Genomic DNA, 20,867 nt, shown 5'->3' with positions numbered 1-20,867 from the left:
TTACTCAACCGGATTCATGAAACATACGAAACCAGTACTCAGAAATATAAACACGCTTGCTACATTAGTTTTTGCGTTATGCACGGTAGGCTGTCGTTCGCAAAAGCCGGCTACCAATGCTGGGATAATGATTGTTACTCAATATCCGTTAACTACTACAGTAAAAGATGGGAAAGAAGTAACACATAACCTAATAGATAGTCAGGCAGTATTCTTTCATGGCGATTATATTGTCCGCAAGTTGCCAGCAATCACAGATTTTAGCACCAATACAAAGATTGCAAATTCAGAGCCATACGTCGTGTATAAAGTTGGAAGTCAGTTTGGATATTACTTCACAACAGAAGATGATACCAGCGACGGAGTAAAGACCGACATAGATTCCTTGAATAGAATCTATCCTATTAGCAGGGCGGCGATAGATTATCCTAAGGAAACAAGTGATTATAAAAAGATCGAGGTAGTGGAGAGTAATTCGGGTATCATTCAAAAGTTCTGCCCTCAACATGATATAACGGACGGCAATCCAGATACAATTTTTTATCATTTTGAAAAACGGTTTCCCGATGTTGATTTTTCTCTTTCCAAGAAGCTCGACAGTTTGAATAAAATGAAGCTTGTAAAAATGAGAATGTTTTTCAAAGCTGCCTTTTCGGCGGATCGTAAAAAAGAACTCCCGTACCGCGAAATCGTCTTTGAAATAAAACATCTTCAGGGAGGCATGCCCCGAACCGTACTCGCGCTGTTGGAGCGGGTGAGAAAGCATTACGCGTAATGTGCAAACCCGGTTGCGAACTCCAACTAATTCCGGTAACTAACTTTTGGAAAGTTTGAAACTTTCCAAAAGTTAGTTTTTTTTTATCCCTGCACCAATTTAAAAACAACTGCCGCAACAATCGCACCTACCATTGGAGCAATCACGGGGATCCAGCTGTAGCCCCATCCGCTTTTTATTTTTGAAGGGATGGGAAGGATCGCGTGCATGATGCGCGGCGCAAGGTCGCGGGCAGGATTGATGGCGTAACCTGTTGGCCCGCCCAGACTAAGCCCGATGCCGAGCACGAGCAATGCAACGGGCAATGCATCCAGTGTTCCCAGGCTGCTTGCCGGCGCCGCCATGTACAGCACACCGAATATCAATACAAAAGTGCCGACCAGCTCAGTGAAAAAATTGGCTACGGGATTGTTGATCGCCGGCATGGTGGCAAATACGGCGAGTTTTCCCGCGCCGTCTTCTGTTTCTTCGAAGTGTTTGTAATACGATAACCACACAAGCAGCGAGCCCGCCATGGCGCCCAGTATCTGCCCGCCGAAGTATTCGGGAACAATGCTCCATTCAATTTTGCCCAACCAAGCCATTGCAATGGTTACCGCAGGATTGAGGTGCGCGCCGCCAATGCCGCGCGAAGCAATGAACACGCCGGTAAAAACAGCGATGGCCCAACCGAAAGTGATCACGATCCACCCGCTGTTGTTGCCAAACGTTTTTTTGAGCACAACATTCGCCACAACGCCATTACCCAGCAGGATGAGGATCATCGTTCCGATAAATTCACTTAAGAAAACTGAAGACATAGTAGTAGTTATTTTGGTGATTTAAAAACTGGTCGCAACTTAAGATGTTTCATGTTGCCGCTGTTTATTTCACATAAAAAGCGCCTGATGCGTTGATGGCCTGTTTCCATTCGGCGGCCTTGGTGTCTGCTTCTGCTTCCGGCATAAGGGGCGTGAATTTTTTATCTACCTGCCAGTATTTTTCGATCTCTTCTGTTCCGTTCCAGAAATGGATCGCGAGGCCGGCGAGATAAGCTGCGCCCAGTGCGGTTGTTTCGGTGATCATAGGGCGAACAACGGTTGTTTTCAGCAGGTCGCTCTGGAACTGCAGCAACTGGTTGTTCACCGTTGCGCCGCCATCTACGCGCAGTTCTTTTATGGTTACTCCCGCATCTGCTTCCATCGCCGTTAATACATCCATGGTTTGGTAGGCGATGCTTTCTACCGCGGCGCGGGCAAAATGGCCGGCGGTGGTTCCGCGTGTAATGCCAACGATCGTTCCGCGGGCATGCTGGTTCCAGTAAGGCGCACCCAGGCCTGCAAACGCGGGAACAAGGTATACGCCGCCGTTGTCGTCCACCGTATTGGCAAGCGCCTCAATATCGCTGGAATGCTTAATGATGCCCAATCCATCGCGCAGCCATTGCACAACAGCGCCGGCAATGAACACGCTTCCTTCCAGCGCGTAATGCACTTCGTTGTTTATTTTCCAGGCGATGGTGGTTACCAGGTTGTTTTTTGAACGGATCGGCTCTGTGCCTGTATGCATCAACATAAAACAACCCGTTCCGTATGTATTCTTCACCATACCGGGCTGCAGGCACATCTGCCCGAACAACGCCGATTGCTGGTCGCCCGCCACACCACAAATCGGAATGCTTGCCGAGGTGAGCACCTGTTGCGTGTGGCCATACACTTCGCTGCTCGATCTTACTTCGGGCAAAACAGATGCAGGGATATCGAACAGTTCGAGCAGTTCCTTGTCCCATTCGCAGGTATGAATGTTGTACAGCATTGTACGCGATGCATTGGTAACATCTGTGGCGTGTACGGTGCCGTTCGTTAGTTTCCAGATGAGCCATGCATCAACCGTTCCGAAACAAAGTTCGCCCCTGGCTGCCTGTGCGCGTGCGCCTTCTACATGGTCGAGTATCCATTTGAGTTTTGTTGCCGAGAAGTAGGCATCCAGGATCAATCCTGTTTTCTCCTGGATGGCTGGTGCATGCCCGGCTTTGCGCAGCTCGTCGCAATAAGCTGCGGTTCTCTTATCCTGCCACACAATGGCGTTGTGCAAGGGCTCGCCGGTATTACGGTTCCATACAACGGTTGTTTCTCTTTGGTTGGTGATGCCGATGGCGGCCAGGTCGGCAGGAGAGAGGCCCGCTTTTAAAACGGCTTCCGTTGCAACGGAGAGCTGTGTGTACCAGATCTCGTTGGCATCGTGTTCAACCCAACCTGCATTGGGGAAGATCTGTGTAAACTCTTTCTGTGCAACCGCCACCACTTCACTGGCATGGTTAAACACAATGGCACGCGAACTCGTGGTGCCCTGGTCGAAGGCGAGAACATATTTTGGCATAGCAATGGTTTTTGAACAACAGGGTATCGATCAAATGGCATGGAACCCGGCATTAAATAAATAAGGAACTGGGCCTGAAATCAGACCGTTGTTTTCTATTCATTCAATCCTCAAATTCACATGTATTTTTCATTGAAGGCATACCAGTTGTTGTATTCTTATTTCCGGTTCTGATTCAATTCAATATTCAATTTCACGTTCTGTTTTGCTGTCCTGCGCTTATTTCAAAACGCCTGATCCCTTCAAAACTGCGGCCCATTTTTTATATCCTTCCGCATTGATGTGAAGGCCGTCGATCGTGTATTTTTTATCAAGCTTTCCATTGGCATCCATTAAAATGGGATGCAGGTCTATAAGCGTGATATTGGTTTCTTTGGCAATCGCCTGTAAACTGCTGTTGAGAAACGCAATGTGTTCATCTTTGTTGTAATGATTTTTGAACTGCGTAAACTCGTTGTTTACCGGTAACAATGTATGAAAATATATTTTTGTTTCGGGCGATCCCTGCCGGATCCTCGAAATGATTTTCCGGTAATTGGCCACGATCATTTCGTCCGGAATGTTTCTCGAAATATCGTTGATGCCGATGAGCACAAAAACTTTGGCTGGCTTGCCATTGATCACTTCATCCAGTCTTTCCAATACACCAAAACTGATGTCGCCCGAAATGCCGCGGTTCTTGATGTTTGGCATATCCAGCAACTCGCGCCATTCTACATTGGCTGTAATGCTGTTGCCAAGAAAAACAATATCACTCGTGCTGTGGGGATAGCTTTTGAACTGTTCCACCTTCAACGCATAGTTATTCGGGCGAAAGGTTGTATCGTACGCTGGCGTTTGTGAAGTAGCCGCACAAACAACTGATACAAATGCTATGAGCAAAGCAATTCTTTTCATACAGGCATATTTTCTTCCCCTTTTCAAGGATGTAAAGCGCGAATGGTTATTTTATTTTTACTGCATCAAACAGGTTTGGAAAATCCGAGATGATTCCATCGATATTCATATCAACCTGTCTTTGCAGCTCTTCTTTTGTATTCACCGTCCATGGCACAACCCTGATGTTTCGTTTGTGACATTCGGCAACCAGGGCCGGCGTTACAATCGTATAAACAGGGCTGTAAATGGATGGCGTAAAGCCAAGCGTATTCAGCATCCTTTCCATATCTCCTCCATCTTTGTCAACCAGGAACGATGTTTTGATACCGGGATATTTTTTATGCAGTACCTGCAACGGCCGTACATCAAAACTCTGTACCACGGTCCTCTCCAGCACCTGCCCTTTCTGCAGAATACTTACCAGTTTGTCAACAAAAGCTTCCGGTTCGGGGTGGTGTGTGTTGTCGGTTGTTTTCTTTGATTTGACCTCGATATTGTAATAGATCTTCCGGTTTCTTTTATCCGCCTCTTTTTCCGTAGCGGCCAGCAAGTCGGCAAGCAGGGGCTTGTTTACCGCGAGCTTTTGTTGCAGGGGAAAATCGGGATGCGGTTTTATACCTACATCGTATTTTTTTATTTCGTCGTAATTGAGTTGGTACAGGATGAGCTTCTGACCTTCTGCAGGCGTAATGGTTTTCCCTTCGGGTGTTGTTGTGATAGCGGCGTTGAAATACGGGTCGTGCGATACCACCACCTGACCGTCTTTTGAGATCACCACATCCATCTCCAGCGTTTTCACACGTTCCATACCGATCGCGTTGATCATTGCAGGTATGGTGTTCTCGGGCATCAATCCACGGCCGCCGCGGTGTGCTTCAAAATCAAAACTGCCTGGCAACTGCGTTACCTGCGTTTTTTTTACGGAGCATGAAAATGCAGCGGCGCATGCGATCACTATCGGTAAGAGATATTTTTTCATCCTGTTTTTTATGCGGTGGCTTCAAACTTATTTCCAAAACGATCCTTTGCGCGGACCCTGACCTTTTTGTAGCCGGAAGGTAAAGTATGTACGAATAAATGATCGGTTTTTTTCGGCTCCGCAAATGTGCGTCCTGCGGGCAGCGTTGGCCCTTTTAATGTGGCCACCGCAAGCGGGTCGAAACCTGTTTTGTTCTGCAGTTCGCCCTGCGGCACATCATCCAGCCACCATTCCACTTTCCATTCCGGGTCCCAGTTGTAAACATTCGCCACCATTTCGTTTTCACCCGCTTCGTTCTGCTGGATGAACAAACTCAACTGGTGGTTTTTGTCTTTCCCGGTGGATTTATAATGCCAGCTCAGTTCCGTTCCTTTCACTTCGTACACGCCATAACCGTCGGGTGTTCCGTCTTCGCAGATGGGGCCCGTCCACCAGGCGCCGCAAACCGTTCCGTGGTTGTGTTCAAAAATGCCGTCTTTGATCACGTTGCGGTTGTAATGCGTGTGGCCCGACATGATGTGGCATTTTTCAAACGGCTTCAGCAATGCATACAGCTCTGCGCTGTTCTTTACGTTGTATACGGGAATGTGCAGCGAAACAATAAGCAGGTTGTCTTTCGGCACAAAGGAAAGATCTTTCTGCAGCCAATCGAGTTGCTGTTGTGTGATCCTGCCTTCGTATTCCCTTTCCTTTCCTAAATAGAATACATCATCCAAAACAACATAATGCACTTTGCCGCGGTTGAATGAATAGTGGGTGGGACCATAATGTTTCTTGAAAGTGATGTCGGATGTTTCGTTGCCACCCAAACGGTAATCCATATCGTGGTTGCCCTTTGCCTGGAAGAACGGGATCCTGCATTGCTTCACGGCCTTGTTGTAATCGGGGAAGAGATCGTGGTTGTCCCAAACAATATCGCCCACGCAGATGCCATGTACCAGGGTTCCTGCAGGAAGTGCGTTCACCATTTTCTGAAGATCGGGAACGGATTCGTTCATCATCATCAAAACATCTTTCTCATTTTTCACCTGCGGGTCGGCCCAGATCACAAACTGGTGTTCGTTGTCGTTTTTGCCGAGAGGTGTCAATTCAAAATCCACGTTTTTATTGTCCTTTACATCGGCCATTATTTTATACTGCCGGCTGATGTGGTCCTGGTGCAAAAACTCGTGGCCCGATGGCGTGGAGATGGTGATAAACTGCGCATCGTTGTGCGCGTCTATTGTGTACATCCCGTTTTTATCCGTAGCCACAACGGTATAGCTGTCCGTTACAACCACATTGGCCAGCGGTTTTCCTTTTGATGTAATTCTCCCGGTAAAGCTTTTCGCCGCGTTGCGGGGAAATAATTTTGAAAATGGCTTTGCATACGCAGATGCAATACCCGCGCCCGTGAAGACCAAAAGGTTTTTGAGAAAGAGTCTTCTTTTCATAGCTGTTTTTAAAAAAGAAGCCCGCCGCGGCATCATGCCCAGCAGGCGTTCCTGCTTGCTGTTTATAAGTTTTGATACACTGCAAAATCTTCGATGCACAAGCGGCCGTTCAATATGGAGCCGCCTGTTGTGCCCAGCCCGAGTTTGTTGATCCTGAAACGGACCTTGCCCTGGATATTCATCAGGTAAGTTGCGCCTTTTGACCCGTTGGGTGCATCCGTTACATCCGGGCCCATGGGCAACCAGGTTGCACCGCTGTTGGTTGAGTATTCGAGGCGGAAGGTTGAACCTGCGTCTGTATAATAGATGCCGTAGGTGAACGTAACCTTGGTGGCGCCCGAAAGAAGATCGTAATTCATCTGCAGGTAAGCCGGGGTTGATAAATTCTGCTGCATGCGTACGCATTGCAATCCCGCCGCATTAAACCTGTCGCGCCCGCCGGTATTGCCCAGCAAAGCCTGGTCAAACAGCCATGATCCGGTTTTCAGTGCAACGTTGGCCGCAGCATAACTGGATTTGACTGAAACATCGGGGCTCTCGAAATCTTCGGGGTAGCCTGCATACAACGGGCCGCTGGCATTGCTCACATCATTGATGTTGCGCATCCAGAGTTGTTTCACGGTGGTATCTGCGCCATAGGTTGCGATGCCTGCAAATGCTGCACTCGCCGGTATTTTGCTTGTGGCAAAAACGGCGTTTGCTTCGGTATGCAATTTCAGGTTGCCGCTGGTTCCATCGTTGAGGCCTTTGTCGCCGGAATAGGTGTCACCAGAAACGGGTGTTGGTTTTACATCGGCATTCACCTTTACCAGTGTTCCTTCGTAGTTTGAAAAGTTGGCCGCCAGTTCGGCGATGGTGATCTGCTTAACCGTCATGGTTGCATTGGATGCAAGCTTTTTTATTTTATCAGCCGTAATTCCCGTGAGCATCAGCACACCTCTTTTGCTGGTGAGTTTGGCGCCGACGAGGTCCACTTCAACAGAATCGCCAACCAGGAATGAATGGGTTGCGGTTGCACCGAGTTCAATGGTAAGGCCGCGCACATTTCCGCGTCCGTAGTTTTGAAGGGTGATGTTGCCCGGCACCACGTTCTTTGAAACCGCATCGGAAATGATCACTCCTGAAATTTTACTGGAGCCCGATAATTTTTCCACGGTAAGATCAACATCCGCCCCCTTGTAAAAAGCACGGATCTGCTCTGCGGTTGCAATAGGGTTTACCACACCCAGCGCCGGGTTGATGTCTTCTTTGAGGCAGGCCGAAAAACCAATGCTTATCATCGCCGCCAGTATAAAGAATTGTATTTTTTTCATGTTATTGTTTTTATGTACGGTGCAGGTTGTTGATTATTTGTTCCACCACATTTTTGTATTCAGGTCGTCTGGCCCGCCCATGGCCGCTACTGCGGCATCGTAGTTTGCCCTGTTGAGCGACTGAACCGATACGGGGTATTTGAAACGAGCCGGCATTAAACCATTGTTCAGCAATCCCGGACCTTTGGGCAGTATGGGGTGCCCTGTACGGCGGTATTCGTTCCATTGCTGGAAATCGGTAAAGAACATGGTGTAATATTTCTGCAACTGTATTTTTTCAATTTTCTGATCCAGCGTTGTTGCCGTTGTAAATGAAATTTCCGGGCTTGTAAGGTAGTTCGCCGGCACTGCAACGTTCCACATGGTAATGGCATTGGTAACGCCGTTGTCGTAATAGGTTTTGGCATTCCCTGTAATAAATCCGCGCGAGGCCGCTTCTGCCAGGATGAACTGTAGCTCGGGATAGTTGATGATGTTGCCCAACAATGGTTCATCTTTCAACGTAGCCAGGTAATAGGATTTCCTGTCGGGAATATTCCCGCTTGCATAACCACTCGGTATTCCCAGGTATTGCCCGCCTGATTGTGCCGCCCATTTTGCAATACGCGGATCGCCCCATACTTTGAGGTTGCCGATAAAAAATTCTGTCAATCCATTATCGCCATTGAAATCGTAATCGCGGTATTGGTTGAATGCAGAAACATACGGTGCAACAGTGGTAAACTTCAGGATGGCCGATTCATCATTTGATGTGAAGATGGGATAAGTGGCCGCATTTGTTTCAACCATGTTCTTGATGCGTGCCGGCGCATTCATTTCCGGTTTGGCAGAAACACGGAGCAGCAAACGCAGCAACAGGCTGTTGCCGAATTTTCTCCACTTTGCAATATTGCCGCCGAACAAAGGATCCAGCGTGAGCTGGTCGGGGGCAAAAGCCTGGTTGGCGGCAAGCAATGTGTTGGCCGTATCCAGTTTGTTGAGGATGCTGGTGTAGATGTCTTTCTGAAGATCGAATTTAGGAAGGTACACGTTGTTCCTTCCCTGGTTCGCCTCCGAGTAAGGCACATCGCCAAAAGTGTCTGTGATGAGCGAGGTTACCCAGGCATCGAGGATCAGTGAAATGCCCATAAAACTTTTCTGCTGGATAACAGAAGCGCTTTTGTACATGTCTTTGATGTTGGTAAGCTGCAGGTACCAGTTGTTCCACATGTAATCCGATTCGCTTGGGCGGATGAGATAGCGGTGTATCTCATCAGAGTTGATGATGGTTACGTGGTCCTGCATCAACTCATTCGTCAAACGCAGGGCGCGTGTCTGGTTTCTTGTAACCACATCATACAGTACCGGCGCCAGCAGGGCTTCGGGGGTTGCCACGGAAGAGCGGTTCGGGTCTGTATTGATCTCGGAAAAATTCTTGGTACAGGATGAAAACAGCATGGCAGCCGTGAGCATCGTGAGTATTCCTGTTTTTATATTTTTCATTGTCTCTTGCTTTTAAGGATTAAAAACCAACTGTCAGGTTTACGCCAACACTCCTGGTAGAAGGAAACTGTGCAATCTCAAACCCTGAGTTGATCGTTCCTTCTCCTGTTGATGCGTTTGTGTTAAGTGTTCCGAATTCCGGGTCAAAGGCCGGCCATTTGGTGAACATGAAAAGATCACGGCCAAATACCCCGATGCTTGCTTTCTGCAAACCGAGTCGTTTTAATAACCTTGGTGCAAATGAATAATCCAGCCTCGCTTCCCTGAATTTGATGAAGTCTGTGCTGAAACTGTTTGATTCAATGTTGTCGCGGTTAAAATGCCCGTTGTAATAGGCTTGTATCGATGTTGCCATTACATCATTTGTGCGGTAGGTTCCATCCGGGTTTTGCTGCACACCGTTACCGGTGATACCGTTGTACCTGCCAGGTATTGTCTTTTTCAATTTCCCTTCTTCTGATAATACGGCCGTGGTTAATGAATAGCCCACTGCGCCAAACTGTGCATCAAACAAAAGGCTCAGGCGAAACTGTTTGTATTTTACTTCGGTTCCCAAACTTGTTTTCAGTGTTGGTGTGGTGTTGCCGATGTATTTGATGGTTTGGCCCAATACCGGTATACCCTGTGCATTGTAAACGATCCGTCCGTCGGGCGAACGTTCGTATCCCAAACCATACAGGTCGCTGATGTGCCCGCCCGGGCGCGCTTCAATGGATCCGCGGTTGGCGGGGCCGGTCGAGAGCACATAGGTTTCAATGCTGTCTGCAAGCGACAACACTTTGTTCTGGTTCGCCGTCAGCGTTCCAAACATGCTCCACGTAAGGCCATTTGGTTTTTTGATGATGGTTCCGTTCACCTGCACCTCGATACCACTGTTTTGAACCGTTCCCGAATTCAGTACGGTTGCATTGTATCCCGCCGCCCTGTCTATCGGGATGTTGGCGATCTGGTCGCGCGTTTTGTTTTTATAAACGGCCACATCGAGTGAGAGCCTGTTTTTAAACAACCTGAGCTCTGTTCCAAATTCCAGGCTTCGCGTTAAGAGATAGGTAAGGTTCGGGTTGGCGATCGCTGTTGGATTGGCGAGCCCCGAAGGAAACAAGGTTGGATCGTATGCGTATGCAGTAAGGTATGGCGTTGTTCCGCCGCTACCCACAGACGACCATGAGCCCCTGAGTTTAAAGTAGCTCACAAATGTTGGCATTTTAATGATGTCGGATACAACTGCGCTCGCATTTACAGAGGGGTAGAAGAACGATGCATGACCAACCGACGTGGGTGTTGCCAATGTGCTCGACCAGTCGTTACGCCCCGTAAAATCAAGGAACAGGTAATTGTTGTAACTCAGCTGTGCCAGTCCGTAAAAACTATTCACCGCATACTGGCTCCTGTAAGGAAGTGCGACCGGAACATTTTTGCTGTTCGCGAAAGTATATACACCTGGATACAATAATTTATCTGCCCTTACCTCATCGCGGATGTACTTGTTTTTCATCATGCTTCCACCGGCAGAAAAATTGGCGGAAAATTTACTGTTGATCTTTTTGCTGTATCGTAATAGGAAGTCGCTTGTAATTTCCTGCGCATAAATATTCTGTGTACGGTACATACCGTCAACAAACTTGTTGGTGCTTTTTGGGCGTTGCTGCGAACGTTGCTCAGCAGAAAAATCGATGGAGCTGCGTACCATCAGGCTGAGATCCCTTGTGAAATTATAAGTGGCAGACAGGTTTCCCACTACGCCGTTGCGGCTCGATTTGTTCAGCATTTCGTATGCCTGCAGGTAGGGGTTATCCAGCAAACTGCTGAATGGCCTTGTCTGCAGAACACCTACCTGCCCGGGTGTCCAGTATTCTTTAAACCAGTTCAGGTCCATATTCGGTGTAAGGCCCCGGATAAAGTACATAAAGCTCTGGTTGTTGTAGCCCGTTGAAGGAAGGTTATCGCTTCCGCGGTTGGTGTAATTGATCTTGCTCGAGAGGCTCAGTTTGTCTGTGATCTTTTGCGTTACCGCCAAAGCCACCGTGTTCCTGCTGTAGCCCGTGTTTGGAATGATCCATGTGTTCTGCAGGTTGGTGATAGAAAGGCGCGCGAAGGTTCCGTTGCTTCCGCCTTCTATTGAAACGCTGTTGGTAAATGTTTTTCCTGTCTGAAAAAATTGTTTGTGGTTATCCGGGTAAGCGATCCATGGTGTGCGTACGGTTCCGCCGGTACGTGTAACGGGGTCGTATTGAAAATAACTTTGCCCGTCGAATTTGGGTCCCCATGCAGAGCTTGTGCTGCGTGTGCTTGCGCCATCGGCCGTTGCGCCGTAAGAGTACCAGGTATCCTGCCCTGCCGCGCCCTGCCCGTACTCGGTCTGGTAATCGGGCCAGCGCGAAATGCTTTCGAAAGAGGTGTTTGAATTTACGGTTACGCCAATCCCTTTCTGGTTGGCCTTGCCTGATTTTGTGGTGATGATGATCGCGCCGTTTGCACCACGCGCGCCATAAAGTGCGGCAGCGCCTGGTCCTTTTAACACGGTGATCGCTTCAATATCATCGGGGTTGATGTCGTTCAATGTAGAACCAAAATCGGTTGGAGAATCACTGTCGAGGTAAGAGCCGCTTCCTTTTGAACCGGTTTGTTTACCGCTGCTGCCGCTCACGATCACACCATCTATCACGATCAGCGCCTCACTGCTTCCACCCAAAGAGTTTTCACCACGAAGGATGATCTTATTGGAACCGGAAGGGCCACCGCCTGATTTGATCAAATTCAAACCCGCAACTTTTCCCTGCAGGGCGTTTGACCAGTTGGTAGAGGTGGCGTCCGTCAGTTGTTCATTGGTTACTTTACTTACCGAGTACCCCAATGCTTTTTCTTCGCGCCTGATGCCCAGTGCCGTAACAACCACATCCTGCAGCTGGTTGGTGGTTTCTGTGAGCTGGATGTTGAGCACGAGCTGGTTGGTGTATTTGATCTCGCGTGTTTCGAAACCCACAGAGCTAACGATGATGGTTTCGCCCGAACCAACCAGGATGCTGAAACCGCCCTGTTCGTCTGTAACGGTTGCGCGGCCTGTTGCGCCTTTTACATTTACATTGGCTTTGGCCAAGGGTTGTGTGGTAGCGGCATTCACTACCTTTCCGCTGATTCGTTTCTGTGCTGCCTGCTGCGCAAATACCTGCACAACCAGCAGCAACGCCAGCGTAGCAAGCATGCAAAACCTGGCGGTCCGTTTTTGTTTTGTAGCAATCGAATTGGTTCTCATAACAAGGGGTTGATTTTGTGAGATGCTGAAGGGTTTTTATTTTAAAGGCGGCAAAAATAGAGTTGCATTGTTTGTTTAGTTTGGGTTGTGTAAGAGTTTACAATTAGTTAATCCAGTTGTGTTCCCGTTTGCGTCTGCGGTCAAAAAAAACCGCGGCTCACTGTTCAAGAATGTACTGTCCTGCCAGCCGTTCATACTCGTCCACCTGCCTGGCCACCCATGTTTCATCTTTACCGAGTGCGCCTGCCATGATGCGGGCAACCGGCAATGCAATGCGCACGCTTTCTTTTGCATCGAGCAGCAAGGCACGTGTGCGGCGGGACAAAACATCTTCCAATGTGCGCGCCATTTCGTGTTTTACGGCCCAGATCACCTGTACTTCGTGTATGTGTAAACTTTCACTGATCCATTTGTTGGCATTGCCATTCATCATCACACGCAAAGAGCCTGCGTCGTTGCCGTAGAAATAGAACGGGTCGTTCCAGTTCATGCCCTGTGCGGCGCCATGGATGGATAGGTTTTCTGTGGCAGTGTGTTGCGGCTTCCAGTGCAGTTCGCGTTCGATCCTGTTCACCATGTCTTCACCCATCCGCCTGTAGGTTGTCCACTTGCCGCCAACGATCGTAAATAATTTCGCGGGCGATACGATGATCTTGTGCCCCCGTGAGATCTCTTTTGTTTTCTGGTTGTCGTTCTGCGGCGCAGCAAGCGGGCGAAGCCCTGCAAAAACACTCAGCACATCACTGCGTTTTGGTTTGATGGTAAAGTATGCAGACGCGGTTTCCAGGATAAATTCGATCTCTTTCTCCAATGCATGCGGTTCTGGTGATGCTTCTTCTACCAGGGTATCGGTTGTGCCCACCACCACCTTATCGTGCCACGGCACCGCGAACAGCACCCTTCCATCGCTTGTTTCAGGTATCATCAAGGCATCTGCCGAAGGGTAGAATTTCTTATCGAGCACCAGGTGAACGCCCTGGCTCACGCGCAGTGTTTTGCGGCTACCGGGGTTGTCCATTTGCAGGATGTCATCGGCAAAAACACCCGTTGCATTCACCACCGCTTTTGCGCGGATCGAATAGGTTTCGCCGCTCTCGAGGTCTTTTGCCTGTACGCCTGAGATCTTGTCGCCCTCTTTCAGCAGTCCTTCTACCGACATATAATTGATGGCGAATCCGCCTTTGTCCCAGATGGTCTGCGCCAGGTTGATGGCCAGCCTTGCGTCGTCAAATTGCCCGTCGTGGTACATTACGCCGCCCGTTAAATGTTCCTGCCTGATGCCCGGGAGCTGCGCAAGCGTTTCTTCGCGCGAGATGAAAGTTGACCAGCCCAGGCGGAGTTTGCCCGCAATGAGATCGTAGCATTTAAGGCCGAGCGAATATTTGATCCTTTCCCACAAAGAATAAATGGGAATGATGAAAGTCTGGTTTTTTACAAGATGGGGTGCGTTGTGGTAAAGCCGGCCCCTTTCAACACTGGCCTCGCGAACGAGCTTCAGCTCGCCCTGGGCCAGGTAGCGAACACCGCCATGCACCAGTTTGGTGCTGCGGCTGGAAGTGCCCTTTGCAAAATCGGATCGCTCCAGTAAAAGTGTTTTATACCCCCGGGTAACCGAATCAAGCGCAATGCCCAAACCAGTGGCGCCACCGCCGATCACCACGATGTCCCATTCGGTTCCCGGACGTGTGATCTGATCGAGACAGGTCTTTCTGTAACTATCTTCTAATGGCAGCCGTTCATTCATTGCAGTTCGGTTTATTTCCCTTTGTTTCGTTTCGAAAGTATACGAAAGAAAAAGAATCTTAAATGAAAGTATTGGTAATTTTTTAAAATGAAAAAGAATTTCATGTTATTTTTTTATTACCGGCGGTTGGGATTGGGCCAAAATCGGGCAAAACGGGTGGAAAGGGGTTATCCGGTTGGCCCTCTACGCACGGGCGACTATTTTCATCAAATCTTCAATTTTAACGCATCAACGGGCCACCCGGGTTGGGCCATTTCCGCAGCCGGCGGTTCAGCTTTAGCAGCCAAACCAAGTCATTTTAATTAGATTGCAGGTCAAATCATTTCATCCCATGAGCAATCTCACCGATCGCCATCAGCATATCCTGGAAAAGTTGAAAAAGGAAGGAAGCGTAGAAGTGCTGGACCTCTGCTCCACACTGAAGGTCTCTTCAGTAACCATCCGCAAGGACCTGAAACTGCTCGAAGACAAGGGCCTTCTTTACCGGACCCATGGCGGCGGAACGATGAAGAACCCTTATGCGGGCGACAGGCCGGTGAACGAGAAAGAAAAGATCAACTCGGATGAAAAAAGCAGCATTGGTTCTGTTGCCGCCAGTTTAATAGAGCAGAACGATTGCATCATCATCGGCTCGGGAACAACGGTGCAGGCCCTGGCAAAGAACATCCGCCCGATCGGCAACCTTACCGTATTAACGGCCGCGCTGAATGTTTCGGCACAATTGCTGCATCACCCGGAAATAGAGGTTTTTCAGCTGGGTGGTATGTTGCGCAAAAGTTCATCATCGGCAACGGGGCCCTATGCAGAAAAGATCCTCGAAGATTTTTCCTGCAGTAAATTTTTTTTGGGCGTGGATGGGATCGATGTTGAATTCGGCCTCACCACCACCAATGTTGCCGAGGCGCAGCTCAATAAAAAAATGATACAGGCCTCGCAGAAAACCATTGTGCTGGCCGACTCCAGCAAATTCGGCCGCCGCGGCTTTGGCAAGATCTGCCGTCTCGAAGACGTAGAACAGATCATCACAGACAGTGGCATATCCGAACACACGGTGGGGGTTTTGAAAAGTATGGGGATAGAAGTTACGATCGTATAGAAGCTGTGCGCTTTTTTACCGTTCCCATTTTAAACCCCAGCCCAAACAACATGATAGAATACGACGATACCTACTTTATGCAACAGGCCCTCAAAGAGGCCGTAACTGCCTACGAAGCGGATGAGGTGCCGGTGGGTGCGGTGGTGGTGATCAAAAACAAGATCATTGCGCGCGGGCACAACCAGGTAGAGTTGCTGAACGATTCCACCGCGCATGCAGAGATTCTTGCGCTCACCTCGGCCTTCAACAAACTCGGATCAAAATACCTCCCGGAAGCCACTTTATACGTAACCGTAGAACCCTGCCTCATGTGTTGCGGCGCAATGTACTGGAGCAAGATCGGCCGCATTGTATTCGGAACCGCTGATGAGAAGAACGGCTACCGGCACATCACCCGCGAAAACTGGCCCTTTCACCCCAAAACCATATTGGAAAGCGGTGTGCTGAAAGATGAATGTGCACAATTGATGCGATCCTTTTTCAAATCAAAACGCTGAGCCCGCCGGCTGCGTCTCCGCTTTTGTTAACAGGATGTTTGACAACCGTGTTACCGGGCTTTAACACATACGCTTCATCCAACTCCAAAATTTTCCTTCAACCTTTTTTCAGTAAATTTGTTCTCCATCTAACATTCATTCTTAAAACCATAATCCCATGGCATTTACATTAGCACCTTTGCCTTATGCGCACGACGCATTAGAGCCACATATCGACACCACCACCATGCAGATCCACCATGGTAAGCACCACCAGGCATATGTTGACAACCTGAACAAAGCTGTTGCCGGCACACCCAATGAAGGTAAATCGCTCGAAGAGCTGGTTGCCGTAGCGGGCACGATCAGCCCGGCTGTGCGCAACAACGGTGGCGGCCATTGGAACCATACTTTTTTCTGGGAGAGCCTTGCACCCAATGCAGGCGGTGCACCATCCGGCGCACTCGCAGATGCCATCAACAGTGCTTTCGGTTCTTTTGATGCATTCAAGGAAAAATTCAACAACGCAGGTATGACCCGCTTCGGAAGCGGATGGGCATGGCTGATTGTGAAAGACGGCAAACTTGAAGTGTCTTCCACGCCTAACCAGGACAACCCGCTGATGGATGTTGCCGAAGTAAAAGGCACACCCCTTCTCGGCGCTGATGTTTGGGAGCATGCGTATTACCTCAAATACCAAAACAAACGCGCAGACTACCTCGCGGCTTTCTGGAACGTGGTAAACTGGAACAAAGTAGCAGAGCGTTTCGGCGCAGCAAAATAATTGTCCGCACAATAAATAAACACACAGGAAGACGAAAAATAAACACACAGGAAGACGAACGACAGGATTTTTTGAAACCTGTTTTTGTTTTCCTGTGTTTTTTTATGGGACGATGCTAACCTGGCAACTTTGTCTCAACACCTCTCATCCGCGCCATCTTGTTTTCCTGTATCTTTATTCTGTATCCTGAATCTCTAACACCACTGTATAAACCACGCTTATGAAAAAAATCTTCGGCCTTTTTTCCGTCGTTCTTTTATTAACGGCATGCAAACAGAAAAAGATCATTGTTTACAGTAAGGGTCCTGCAGAAGTGAACACCGATGCAAAAACCATCACTTCAAAAGATGGCACAGGCCATGATGAGAAAGAAGTGTTGCTGGGCAGCAGCAATGTAACGTACAAGATCAAGGGGCCGATGGGCGAGGGCACGATCGATCTGCCCGGCGATGGTTTGTTTATTGTGAATGCGAAACCCGATACGATCGTTGGCGGTATCAATTCGTTTGGCGACCCAACCAAACAAAAAGTAGTTTCCCAGGCAGAACTGAAACTCCGCATCGATTCAATGGTTGCATTGCTCGAGGGCAAGAATGCAAGTGAGGCAAACAAAAGTTATTATCTTCTTCCCAATAAATCTGCGCGTATTTCAGACAACATAAAATCGATGGTGATCGGCCCATACCACCGCATGCGTTCGGCAGAGAAAGTGGATGGGAAAGATCCGGAGGTTTACCGTTTTTACACGTTGAAGGAATTCAGGGAAAAGATCGAAGAGATGAGGGCGTTAACAGTAGCCCAGAAACAGTAACCGGTTTAAAATATCCAGCCGGTAACAGCACAAAGCGGGTTGTTACCGGCTTTTTCATTCTACAAACCAGTAAGCTTTTTTTACAGGATGGTCTGTGTGCCGTATCAAGGCACCGGGTCGTACCCCTGGCCGCCACCCGGCCTGCAGCGTGAAATCCTTTTCACGGCGAGCCACCCGCCTTTGAGCAATCCGTGTTTTTGCAGCGCCTCAACCGCATAATGCGAGCAGGTTGGCGTAAACCGGCATTTGGGACCGATGGCCGGCGAAATAATGTATTGGTAAATCCTGATCAGGAGGATAAACGGATAACCGATGAATACAAGTACCCGGCCAATGAACCCTTTTTTATTTTTCTGATCAGTCAAGATTTTGTTCGAGTTTAGTAAGGGCCGTTTTCATTTTTCCGGTCAGCATTTCAAAATCGGGCAATTCTTTTCCAACATAGAGAAAAAAGACCGAGATGCTTTTCTGTTTTTTTGAAACGGCTTCGTGTAATGTTGTTTTGTTGAGCCGGTAACATTCGCGCAGCAGTCTTTTGATGCGGTTGCGGTCAACTGCTTTTTTAAAGTTACGGGTACTTACACCAACACCGGTTTTTACGGAATGTTCATTTGCTTCACCAATCACATAGAAAACCTTCACAGGAAAAACCGGGAACGATTTCCCCTTTGTAAAAATCTCGTTGAGCTTTTTGCGGCTTTTGAGTTTTTCGGGTTTGTTGTAGGTGTAGGTTGATGGCATTCTCCGTGTGCTTACTTATTAGAGGGTGTTGCCACAGATTTCTCGGATTGGCACAGATTAGTAGCCTTGGATTTTTTAAACCGCTATCTGTGCCAATCCGAGAAATCTGTGGCAAACACCCCCACTAAACTAAAAAAGCCCCATCAAAAAAGATGAGGCTTGTATGATTTTCCTGTAGCCCTTTCTGGGGCCGGGGTTTATTTCAATCCTTTTTCGCTGGAAACAGTCAGTTTCTTGCGACCTTTCGCTCTGCGGCTTGCCAATACTTTGCGGCCGTTAGCAGATTCCATACGTTTGCGAAAACCGTGAACGGTTTTACGACGACGTTTGTGTGGTTGGAATGTACGTTTCATTGCTTTGTTTTTTTACTAACCGGAAATATTGTTTCGTTTCAACGCCTGCAGTCACCATACCGCTGCTTGTGAAAGGACGGCAAAGGTAAGGAAATCCACTACATATTCACAAGTTGAAAGGTGTTTTTTTCGGTTTCCGGGGCGTTAAAATGGTTAAACCGCGGGCAGATCCGTTCTAACCTACCCTTTCCCGGCCAAAAGATCAAGGTGTTGCGACCGGACAGCCTCCCCGAAAAAAATGCTCCCGTGGGCATCAAAATCCGATGTGGAATCTGTTGTAAAGAACGCCCGCTCCCCGTTTTTAGAGCAGCGGTTGGCGAGGTCCGGGTGGTTTTCGAGGTATGCCGCGAGGCTTTCGGCTACGATCTCTCCCTGCGAAACGATGTTTACCGTTGCGGGCAAAAACGACCGGATCTTGTTTGCCAGCAGGGGATAATGCGTGCAACCCAGCAACAAAACATCAATGTCTTTCGATTGGGAGGTGATGTTATCGAGGTGCTTTTTTACAAAATAGTCTGCTCCGGGCTTGTTGTGTTCATTGTTTTCAATCAACGGCACCCACATAGGGCAGGCTTCCTGGTACACTTTTACCCCGGGAAAAAATTTAGCGATCTCTATCGGGTAGCTTTCGCTCTGTACGGTTCCTGTTGTTCCGAGAATACCTACATGGCCGGTTTTTGAGAAGCGGCCGATCACTTCGGTTGTTGGCCTGATCACGCCCAATACCCGTTTTGACGGGTCTATCTGCGGAAGATCGTTTTGCTGGATGGTTCGAAGCGCTTTTGCAGATGCGGTATTGCAGGCCAGTATCACCAGCTCACATCCCTGCGAAAAAAACCACCGCACACATTCCTGCGTATACTGGTAAACGGTGTCGAACGAACGCGGGCCATAAGGCGCGCGGGCATTATCGCCCATGTAGAGGTAGTCATAACCGGGCAGCTTTTTTACGATCTCTTTCAGGATCGTAAGTCCGCCGTAGCCGCTATCGAAAACCCCGATGGGATGTTTTGCCATGGTTATTTTTTTCCTTTTACCGGTGGTTTCGCGGTGCCTGCCTTGGCTTTGGCCGCTTCTTTGGCTAGGGCCTTGTTCCACTCGTCGGTCACGCTTTTGGCGAGTGGGATGTTCAGTTTCATCGCCACGCGTATCGTGAGATTATCCAGCAGCGGCGGCGCCACGTATTTACACAATTGCGAAACATGGATGGCGTAAGCATAACCGTTTTCGGCGAGCACGGCCATCAATGCATCCGACAACGCTTTTTTGTAGGGGAACATCAGTTCTGCTTCCTTGTATTGCAGCCTTTGCTTCTCGTATTCGCTCCAGTAAAGAACCTGTGCCTTGTAGCGGTTGAGCGTGGTTTCTGCCACTTTCCTGTTCTCGCCCGTGAGGAGGGCCGAGTCTCTGCGGTAGAGGCTGTCGAATTTCTTGTAGGCGGTATAGGTTGTATCGTACTGAACGTTGAGGGTATCTCTCTGGAACAATGCCAGCAGCGTATCTACTTTTTTTACACCCGGCATAAAGGGCAGTAATTTGTCTTCATCAAAATACCCCATTTTTTCCTGCGCCTGTGTTGTATTGGAAAAAAGGATCGATGCAGCCAGGGCCACGCACACAAACAGAATTCTTCTCATACTTTCTCGTTTTGGATCGGTTTCAAAAATAATAACCCCATCGCAATGACGGGGTTATTACAAAATATTTATTCAGCCATGGAGCTATTATTGTTTCGGGCGGGCGGTACCGCCAGCAGGTGTTGCCGGGTTGGCAGCGGGTGCTGCACCACCTGTTTTAAACGCATCTTCGTATTCTTTCGGAATAGGAATTTTCAGTTTTTGCGCAACTTTGATGTTGAGGTTCTCAGCCGCCGGCGGCAATGCATAGATCGTTAATGCCGACTGGTTCAATACCATTGTGAATTTGCCTTCTGCCATTACCTGTTTCAGGGCATCGGCCATTTTCATTTTGTATGGGTAGAGGATGATCTCTTGTTTCTGCTCGCTCATCTGGCGCGCATATTCCTGCCAGTTGATGAGTTTTTCTTTCAGTTTGTTCATATCGGCGATGGCCATGTCCCTTGTTCTTGCAGGCATGGTAGCTGAATCTCTTTTGAAGGCACTGTCTTTGTGCATGAAATCACTGTAAGTATAGTTGTAATCCTGCGCCAGTGAATCGTTCTGGTAGCTGGTCATTTCCTTGGTGAGTTTTTCAACCAGGCCGGGGTGCCATGACAATACCAGCTGATCGTCAAAATATCCAATCTTTTGCTGCGCATTTGTTGTGTTGCTCAACAAAAGGCCGATTGCAAAAGCACACACGAATAATAATTTCTTCATTTTTGAGAGTTTATAATAATTGATTGTTGTTACAGCCCTTTGCCGCCTGGC

Annotated in this window: 21 protein-coding genes; 6 read left to right on the top strand and 15 right to left on the bottom strand. The window is 48.5% G+C overall.

Annotation, left to right across the window (positions count from 1 at the left end):
* Positions 1-16: 16 nt before the first annotated feature.
* Positions 17-775, top strand: coding sequence for a hypothetical protein (locus GWC95_RS00815; protein ID WP_161816768.1), 759 nt, complete (start codon positions 17-19; stop codon positions 773-775).
* Between the two features lie 83 nt (positions 776-858).
* Here the strand turns inward: GWC95_RS00815 and GWC95_RS00810 are convergent, their stop codons facing one another.
* The 9 genes from GWC95_RS00810 to GWC95_RS00770 all read right to left on the bottom strand — a co-directional run bounded on the left by GWC95_RS00810 (position 859) and on the right by GWC95_RS00770 (position 14,216).
* Complete coding sequence (locus GWC95_RS00810; RefSeq protein ID WP_161816767.1) at positions 859-1,575, bottom strand: MIP/aquaporin family protein; 717 nt, start codon at positions 1,573-1,575, stop codon at positions 859-861.
* Between the two features lie 64 nt (positions 1,576-1,639).
* Positions 1,640-3,133 carry a glycerol kinase GlpK gene (glpK, locus tag GWC95_RS00805; protein WP_161816766.1) on the bottom strand — a complete coding sequence of 498 codons (1,494 nt, stop codon included), beginning with the start codon at positions 3,131-3,133 and terminating at the stop codon, positions 1,640-1,642.
* 219 nt (positions 3,134-3,352) lie between these two features.
* Positions 3,353-4,030 carry a GDSL-type esterase/lipase family protein gene (locus GWC95_RS00800; RefSeq protein ID WP_161816765.1) on the bottom strand — a complete coding sequence of 226 codons (678 nt, stop codon included), beginning with the start codon at positions 4,028-4,030 and terminating at the stop codon, positions 3,353-3,355.
* A 46-nt stretch (positions 4,031-4,076) separates the two neighbouring features.
* Positions 4,077-4,991 (bottom strand): glycerophosphodiester phosphodiesterase family protein, encoded by a 915-nt coding sequence (locus tag GWC95_RS00795; protein WP_161816764.1) that lies wholly within the window; start codon positions 4,989-4,991, stop codon positions 4,077-4,079.
* Positions 4,992-4,999: 8 nt separating this feature from the next.
* Positions 5,000-6,424 carry a calcineurin-like phosphoesterase C-terminal domain-containing protein gene (locus tag GWC95_RS00790; protein WP_161816763.1) on the bottom strand — a complete coding sequence of 475 codons (1,425 nt, stop codon included), beginning with the start codon at positions 6,422-6,424 and terminating at the stop codon, positions 5,000-5,002.
* Positions 6,425-6,486: 62 nt separating this feature from the next.
* Positions 6,487-7,737 carry a DUF5689 domain-containing protein gene (locus GWC95_RS00785; RefSeq protein WP_161816762.1) on the bottom strand — a complete coding sequence of 417 codons (1,251 nt, stop codon included), beginning with the start codon at positions 7,735-7,737 and terminating at the stop codon, positions 6,487-6,489.
* 33 nt (positions 7,738-7,770) lie between these two features.
* Positions 7,771-9,219 carry a SusD/RagB family nutrient-binding outer membrane lipoprotein gene (locus GWC95_RS00780; RefSeq protein ID WP_161816761.1) on the bottom strand — a complete coding sequence of 483 codons (1,449 nt, stop codon included), beginning with the start codon at positions 9,217-9,219 and terminating at the stop codon, positions 7,771-7,773.
* A gap of 19 nt (positions 9,220-9,238) precedes the next feature.
* Positions 9,239-12,472, bottom strand: a complete 3,234-nt coding sequence (locus tag GWC95_RS00775) for a SusC/RagA family TonB-linked outer membrane protein (protein ID WP_161816760.1) — start codon at positions 12,470-12,472, stop codon at positions 9,239-9,241.
* 157 nt (positions 12,473-12,629) lie between these two features.
* On the bottom strand, positions 12,630-14,216 hold the full coding sequence (locus GWC95_RS00770; RefSeq protein ID WP_161816759.1) for a glycerol-3-phosphate dehydrogenase/oxidase: 1,587 nt from the start codon (positions 14,214-14,216) through the stop codon (positions 12,630-12,632).
* 87 nt (positions 14,217-14,303) lie between these two features.
* Between GWC95_RS00770 and GWC95_RS00765 the strand changes: the two genes are divergently transcribed.
* The 5 genes from GWC95_RS00765 (at position 14,304) to GWC95_RS00745 (ending at position 17,383) form a co-directional block, all read left to right on the top strand.
* Positions 14,304-14,522 (top strand): hypothetical protein, encoded by a 219-nt coding sequence (locus GWC95_RS00765; RefSeq protein WP_161816758.1) that lies wholly within the window; start codon positions 14,304-14,306, stop codon positions 14,520-14,522.
* Positions 14,523-14,547: 25 nt separating this feature from the next.
* The gene (locus tag GWC95_RS00760; RefSeq protein WP_161816757.1) at positions 14,548-15,312 is read left to right on the top strand and encodes a DeoR/GlpR family DNA-binding transcription regulator; all 765 of its coding nucleotides are present in this window, start codon (positions 14,548-14,550) and stop codon (positions 15,310-15,312) included.
* A 50-nt stretch (positions 15,313-15,362) separates the two neighbouring features.
* Positions 15,363-15,809: a nucleoside deaminase gene (locus GWC95_RS00755; RefSeq protein WP_161816756.1), complete on the top strand. Its 447-nt coding sequence runs from the start codon at positions 15,363-15,365 to the stop codon at positions 15,807-15,809.
* Between the two features lie 157 nt (positions 15,810-15,966).
* Positions 15,967-16,572 (top strand): superoxide dismutase, encoded by a 606-nt coding sequence (locus tag GWC95_RS00750; protein ID WP_161816755.1) that lies wholly within the window; start codon positions 15,967-15,969, stop codon positions 16,570-16,572.
* 220 nt (positions 16,573-16,792) lie between these two features.
* On the top strand, positions 16,793-17,383 hold the full coding sequence (locus tag GWC95_RS00745; protein ID WP_161816754.1) for a hypothetical protein: 591 nt from the start codon (positions 16,793-16,795) through the stop codon (positions 17,381-17,383).
* A 104-nt stretch (positions 17,384-17,487) separates the two neighbouring features.
* On the opposite strand, the gene yidD is transcribed toward GWC95_RS00745, so the two are convergent.
* The 6 genes from yidD to GWC95_RS00715 all read right to left on the bottom strand — a co-directional run bounded on the left by yidD (position 17,488) and on the right by GWC95_RS00715 (position 20,816).
* A complete protein-coding gene (gene yidD / locus GWC95_RS00740; protein ID WP_202630182.1) occupies positions 17,488-17,748 on the bottom strand; it encodes a membrane protein insertion efficiency factor YidD in 261 nt (86 codons plus the stop codon).
* Positions 17,741-18,124: a ribonuclease P protein component gene (gene rnpA / locus GWC95_RS00735; RefSeq protein ID WP_161816753.1), complete on the bottom strand. Its 384-nt coding sequence runs from the start codon at positions 18,122-18,124 to the stop codon at positions 17,741-17,743. The genes yidD and rnpA overlap by 8 nt, the downstream gene beginning before the upstream one ends.
* 197 nt (positions 18,125-18,321) lie before the next feature.
* Complete coding sequence (gene rpmH, locus GWC95_RS00730; RefSeq protein ID WP_071840084.1) at positions 18,322-18,477, bottom strand: 50S ribosomal protein L34; 156 nt, start codon at positions 18,475-18,477, stop codon at positions 18,322-18,324.
* A gap of 180 nt (positions 18,478-18,657) precedes the next feature.
* Positions 18,658-19,494, bottom strand: coding sequence for a glutamate racemase (gene murI / locus GWC95_RS00725; protein ID WP_161816752.1), 837 nt, complete (start codon positions 19,492-19,494; stop codon positions 18,658-18,660).
* 2 nt (positions 19,495-19,496) lie between these two features.
* Entirely contained in the window at positions 19,497-20,114 is a 618-nt protein-coding gene (locus tag GWC95_RS00720; protein ID WP_161816751.1) for an OmpH family outer membrane protein, read from the bottom strand.
* Between the two features lie 87 nt (positions 20,115-20,201).
* Positions 20,202-20,816: an OmpH family outer membrane protein gene (locus GWC95_RS00715; protein ID WP_161816750.1), complete on the bottom strand. Its 615-nt coding sequence runs from the start codon at positions 20,814-20,816 to the stop codon at positions 20,202-20,204.
* Between the last annotated feature and the right edge of the window lie 51 nt (positions 20,817-20,867).

This window comes from Sediminibacterium roseum (assembly GCF_009939005.1).
Classification (GTDB): domain Bacteria; phylum Bacteroidota; class Bacteroidia; order Chitinophagales; family Chitinophagaceae; genus Sediminibacterium; species Sediminibacterium roseum.
The sequence above is the reverse complement of the archived record's forward strand: the minus strand, read 5'-3'. Positions and strand labels throughout refer to the sequence as shown.

Coding starts and splice junctions, on each gene's coding strand:
- murI (WP_161816752.1), bottom strand. CDS start 19,494: ATGGCAAAACATCCCATCGGGGTTTTCGATAGCGGCTACGGCGGACTT.
- GWC95_RS00720 (WP_161816751.1), bottom strand. CDS start 20,114: ATGAGAAGAATTCTGTTTGTGTGCGTGGCCCTGGCTGCATCGATCCTT.
- GWC95_RS00780 (WP_161816761.1), bottom strand. CDS start 9,219: ATGAAAAATATAAAAACAGGAATACTCACGATGCTCACGGCTGCCATG.
- GWC95_RS00810 (WP_161816767.1), bottom strand. CDS start 1,575: ATGTCTTCAGTTTTCTTAAGTGAATTTATCGGAACGATGATCCTCATC.
- GWC95_RS00795 (WP_161816764.1), bottom strand. CDS start 4,991: ATGAAAAAATATCTCTTACCGATAGTGATCGCATGCGCCGCTGCATTT.
- glpK (WP_161816766.1), bottom strand. CDS start 3,133: ATGCCAAAATATGTTCTCGCCTTCGACCAGGGCACCACGAGTTCGCGT.
- GWC95_RS00785 (WP_161816762.1), bottom strand. CDS start 7,737: ATGAAAAAAATACAATTCTTTATACTGGCGGCGATGATAAGCATTGGT.
- GWC95_RS00755 (WP_161816756.1), top strand. CDS start 15,363: ATGATAGAATACGACGATACCTACTTTATGCAACAGGCCCTCAAAGAG.
- rnpA (WP_161816753.1), bottom strand. CDS start 18,124: ATGCCATCAACCTACACCTACAACAAACCCGAAAAACTCAAAAGCCGC.
- GWC95_RS00800 (WP_161816765.1), bottom strand. CDS start 4,030: ATGAAAAGAATTGCTTTGCTCATAGCATTTGTATCAGTTGTTTGTGCG.
- GWC95_RS00745 (WP_161816754.1), top strand. CDS start 16,793: ATGAAAAAAATCTTCGGCCTTTTTTCCGTCGTTCTTTTATTAACGGCA.
- GWC95_RS00750 (WP_161816755.1), top strand. CDS start 15,967: ATGGCATTTACATTAGCACCTTTGCCTTATGCGCACGACGCATTAGAG.
- rpmH (WP_071840084.1), bottom strand. CDS start 18,477: ATGAAACGTACATTCCAACCACACAAACGTCGTCGTAAAACCGTTCAC.
- GWC95_RS00790 (WP_161816763.1), bottom strand. CDS start 6,424: ATGAAAAGAAGACTCTTTCTCAAAAACCTTTTGGTCTTCACGGGCGCG.
- GWC95_RS00815 (WP_161816768.1), top strand. CDS start 17: ATGAAACATACGAAACCAGTACTCAGAAATATAAACACGCTTGCTACA.
- GWC95_RS00760 (WP_161816757.1), top strand. CDS start 14,548: ATGAGCAATCTCACCGATCGCCATCAGCATATCCTGGAAAAGTTGAAA.
- GWC95_RS00775 (WP_161816760.1), bottom strand. CDS start 12,472: ATGAGAACCAATTCGATTGCTACAAAACAAAAACGGACCGCCAGGTTT.
- GWC95_RS00770 (WP_161816759.1), bottom strand. CDS start 14,216: ATGAATGAACGGCTGCCATTAGAAGATAGTTACAGAAAGACCTGTCTC.
- GWC95_RS00765 (WP_161816758.1), top strand. CDS start 14,304: ATGAAAAAGAATTTCATGTTATTTTTTTATTACCGGCGGTTGGGATTG.
- GWC95_RS00715 (WP_161816750.1), bottom strand. CDS start 20,816: ATGAAGAAATTATTATTCGTGTGTGCTTTTGCAATCGGCCTTTTGTTG.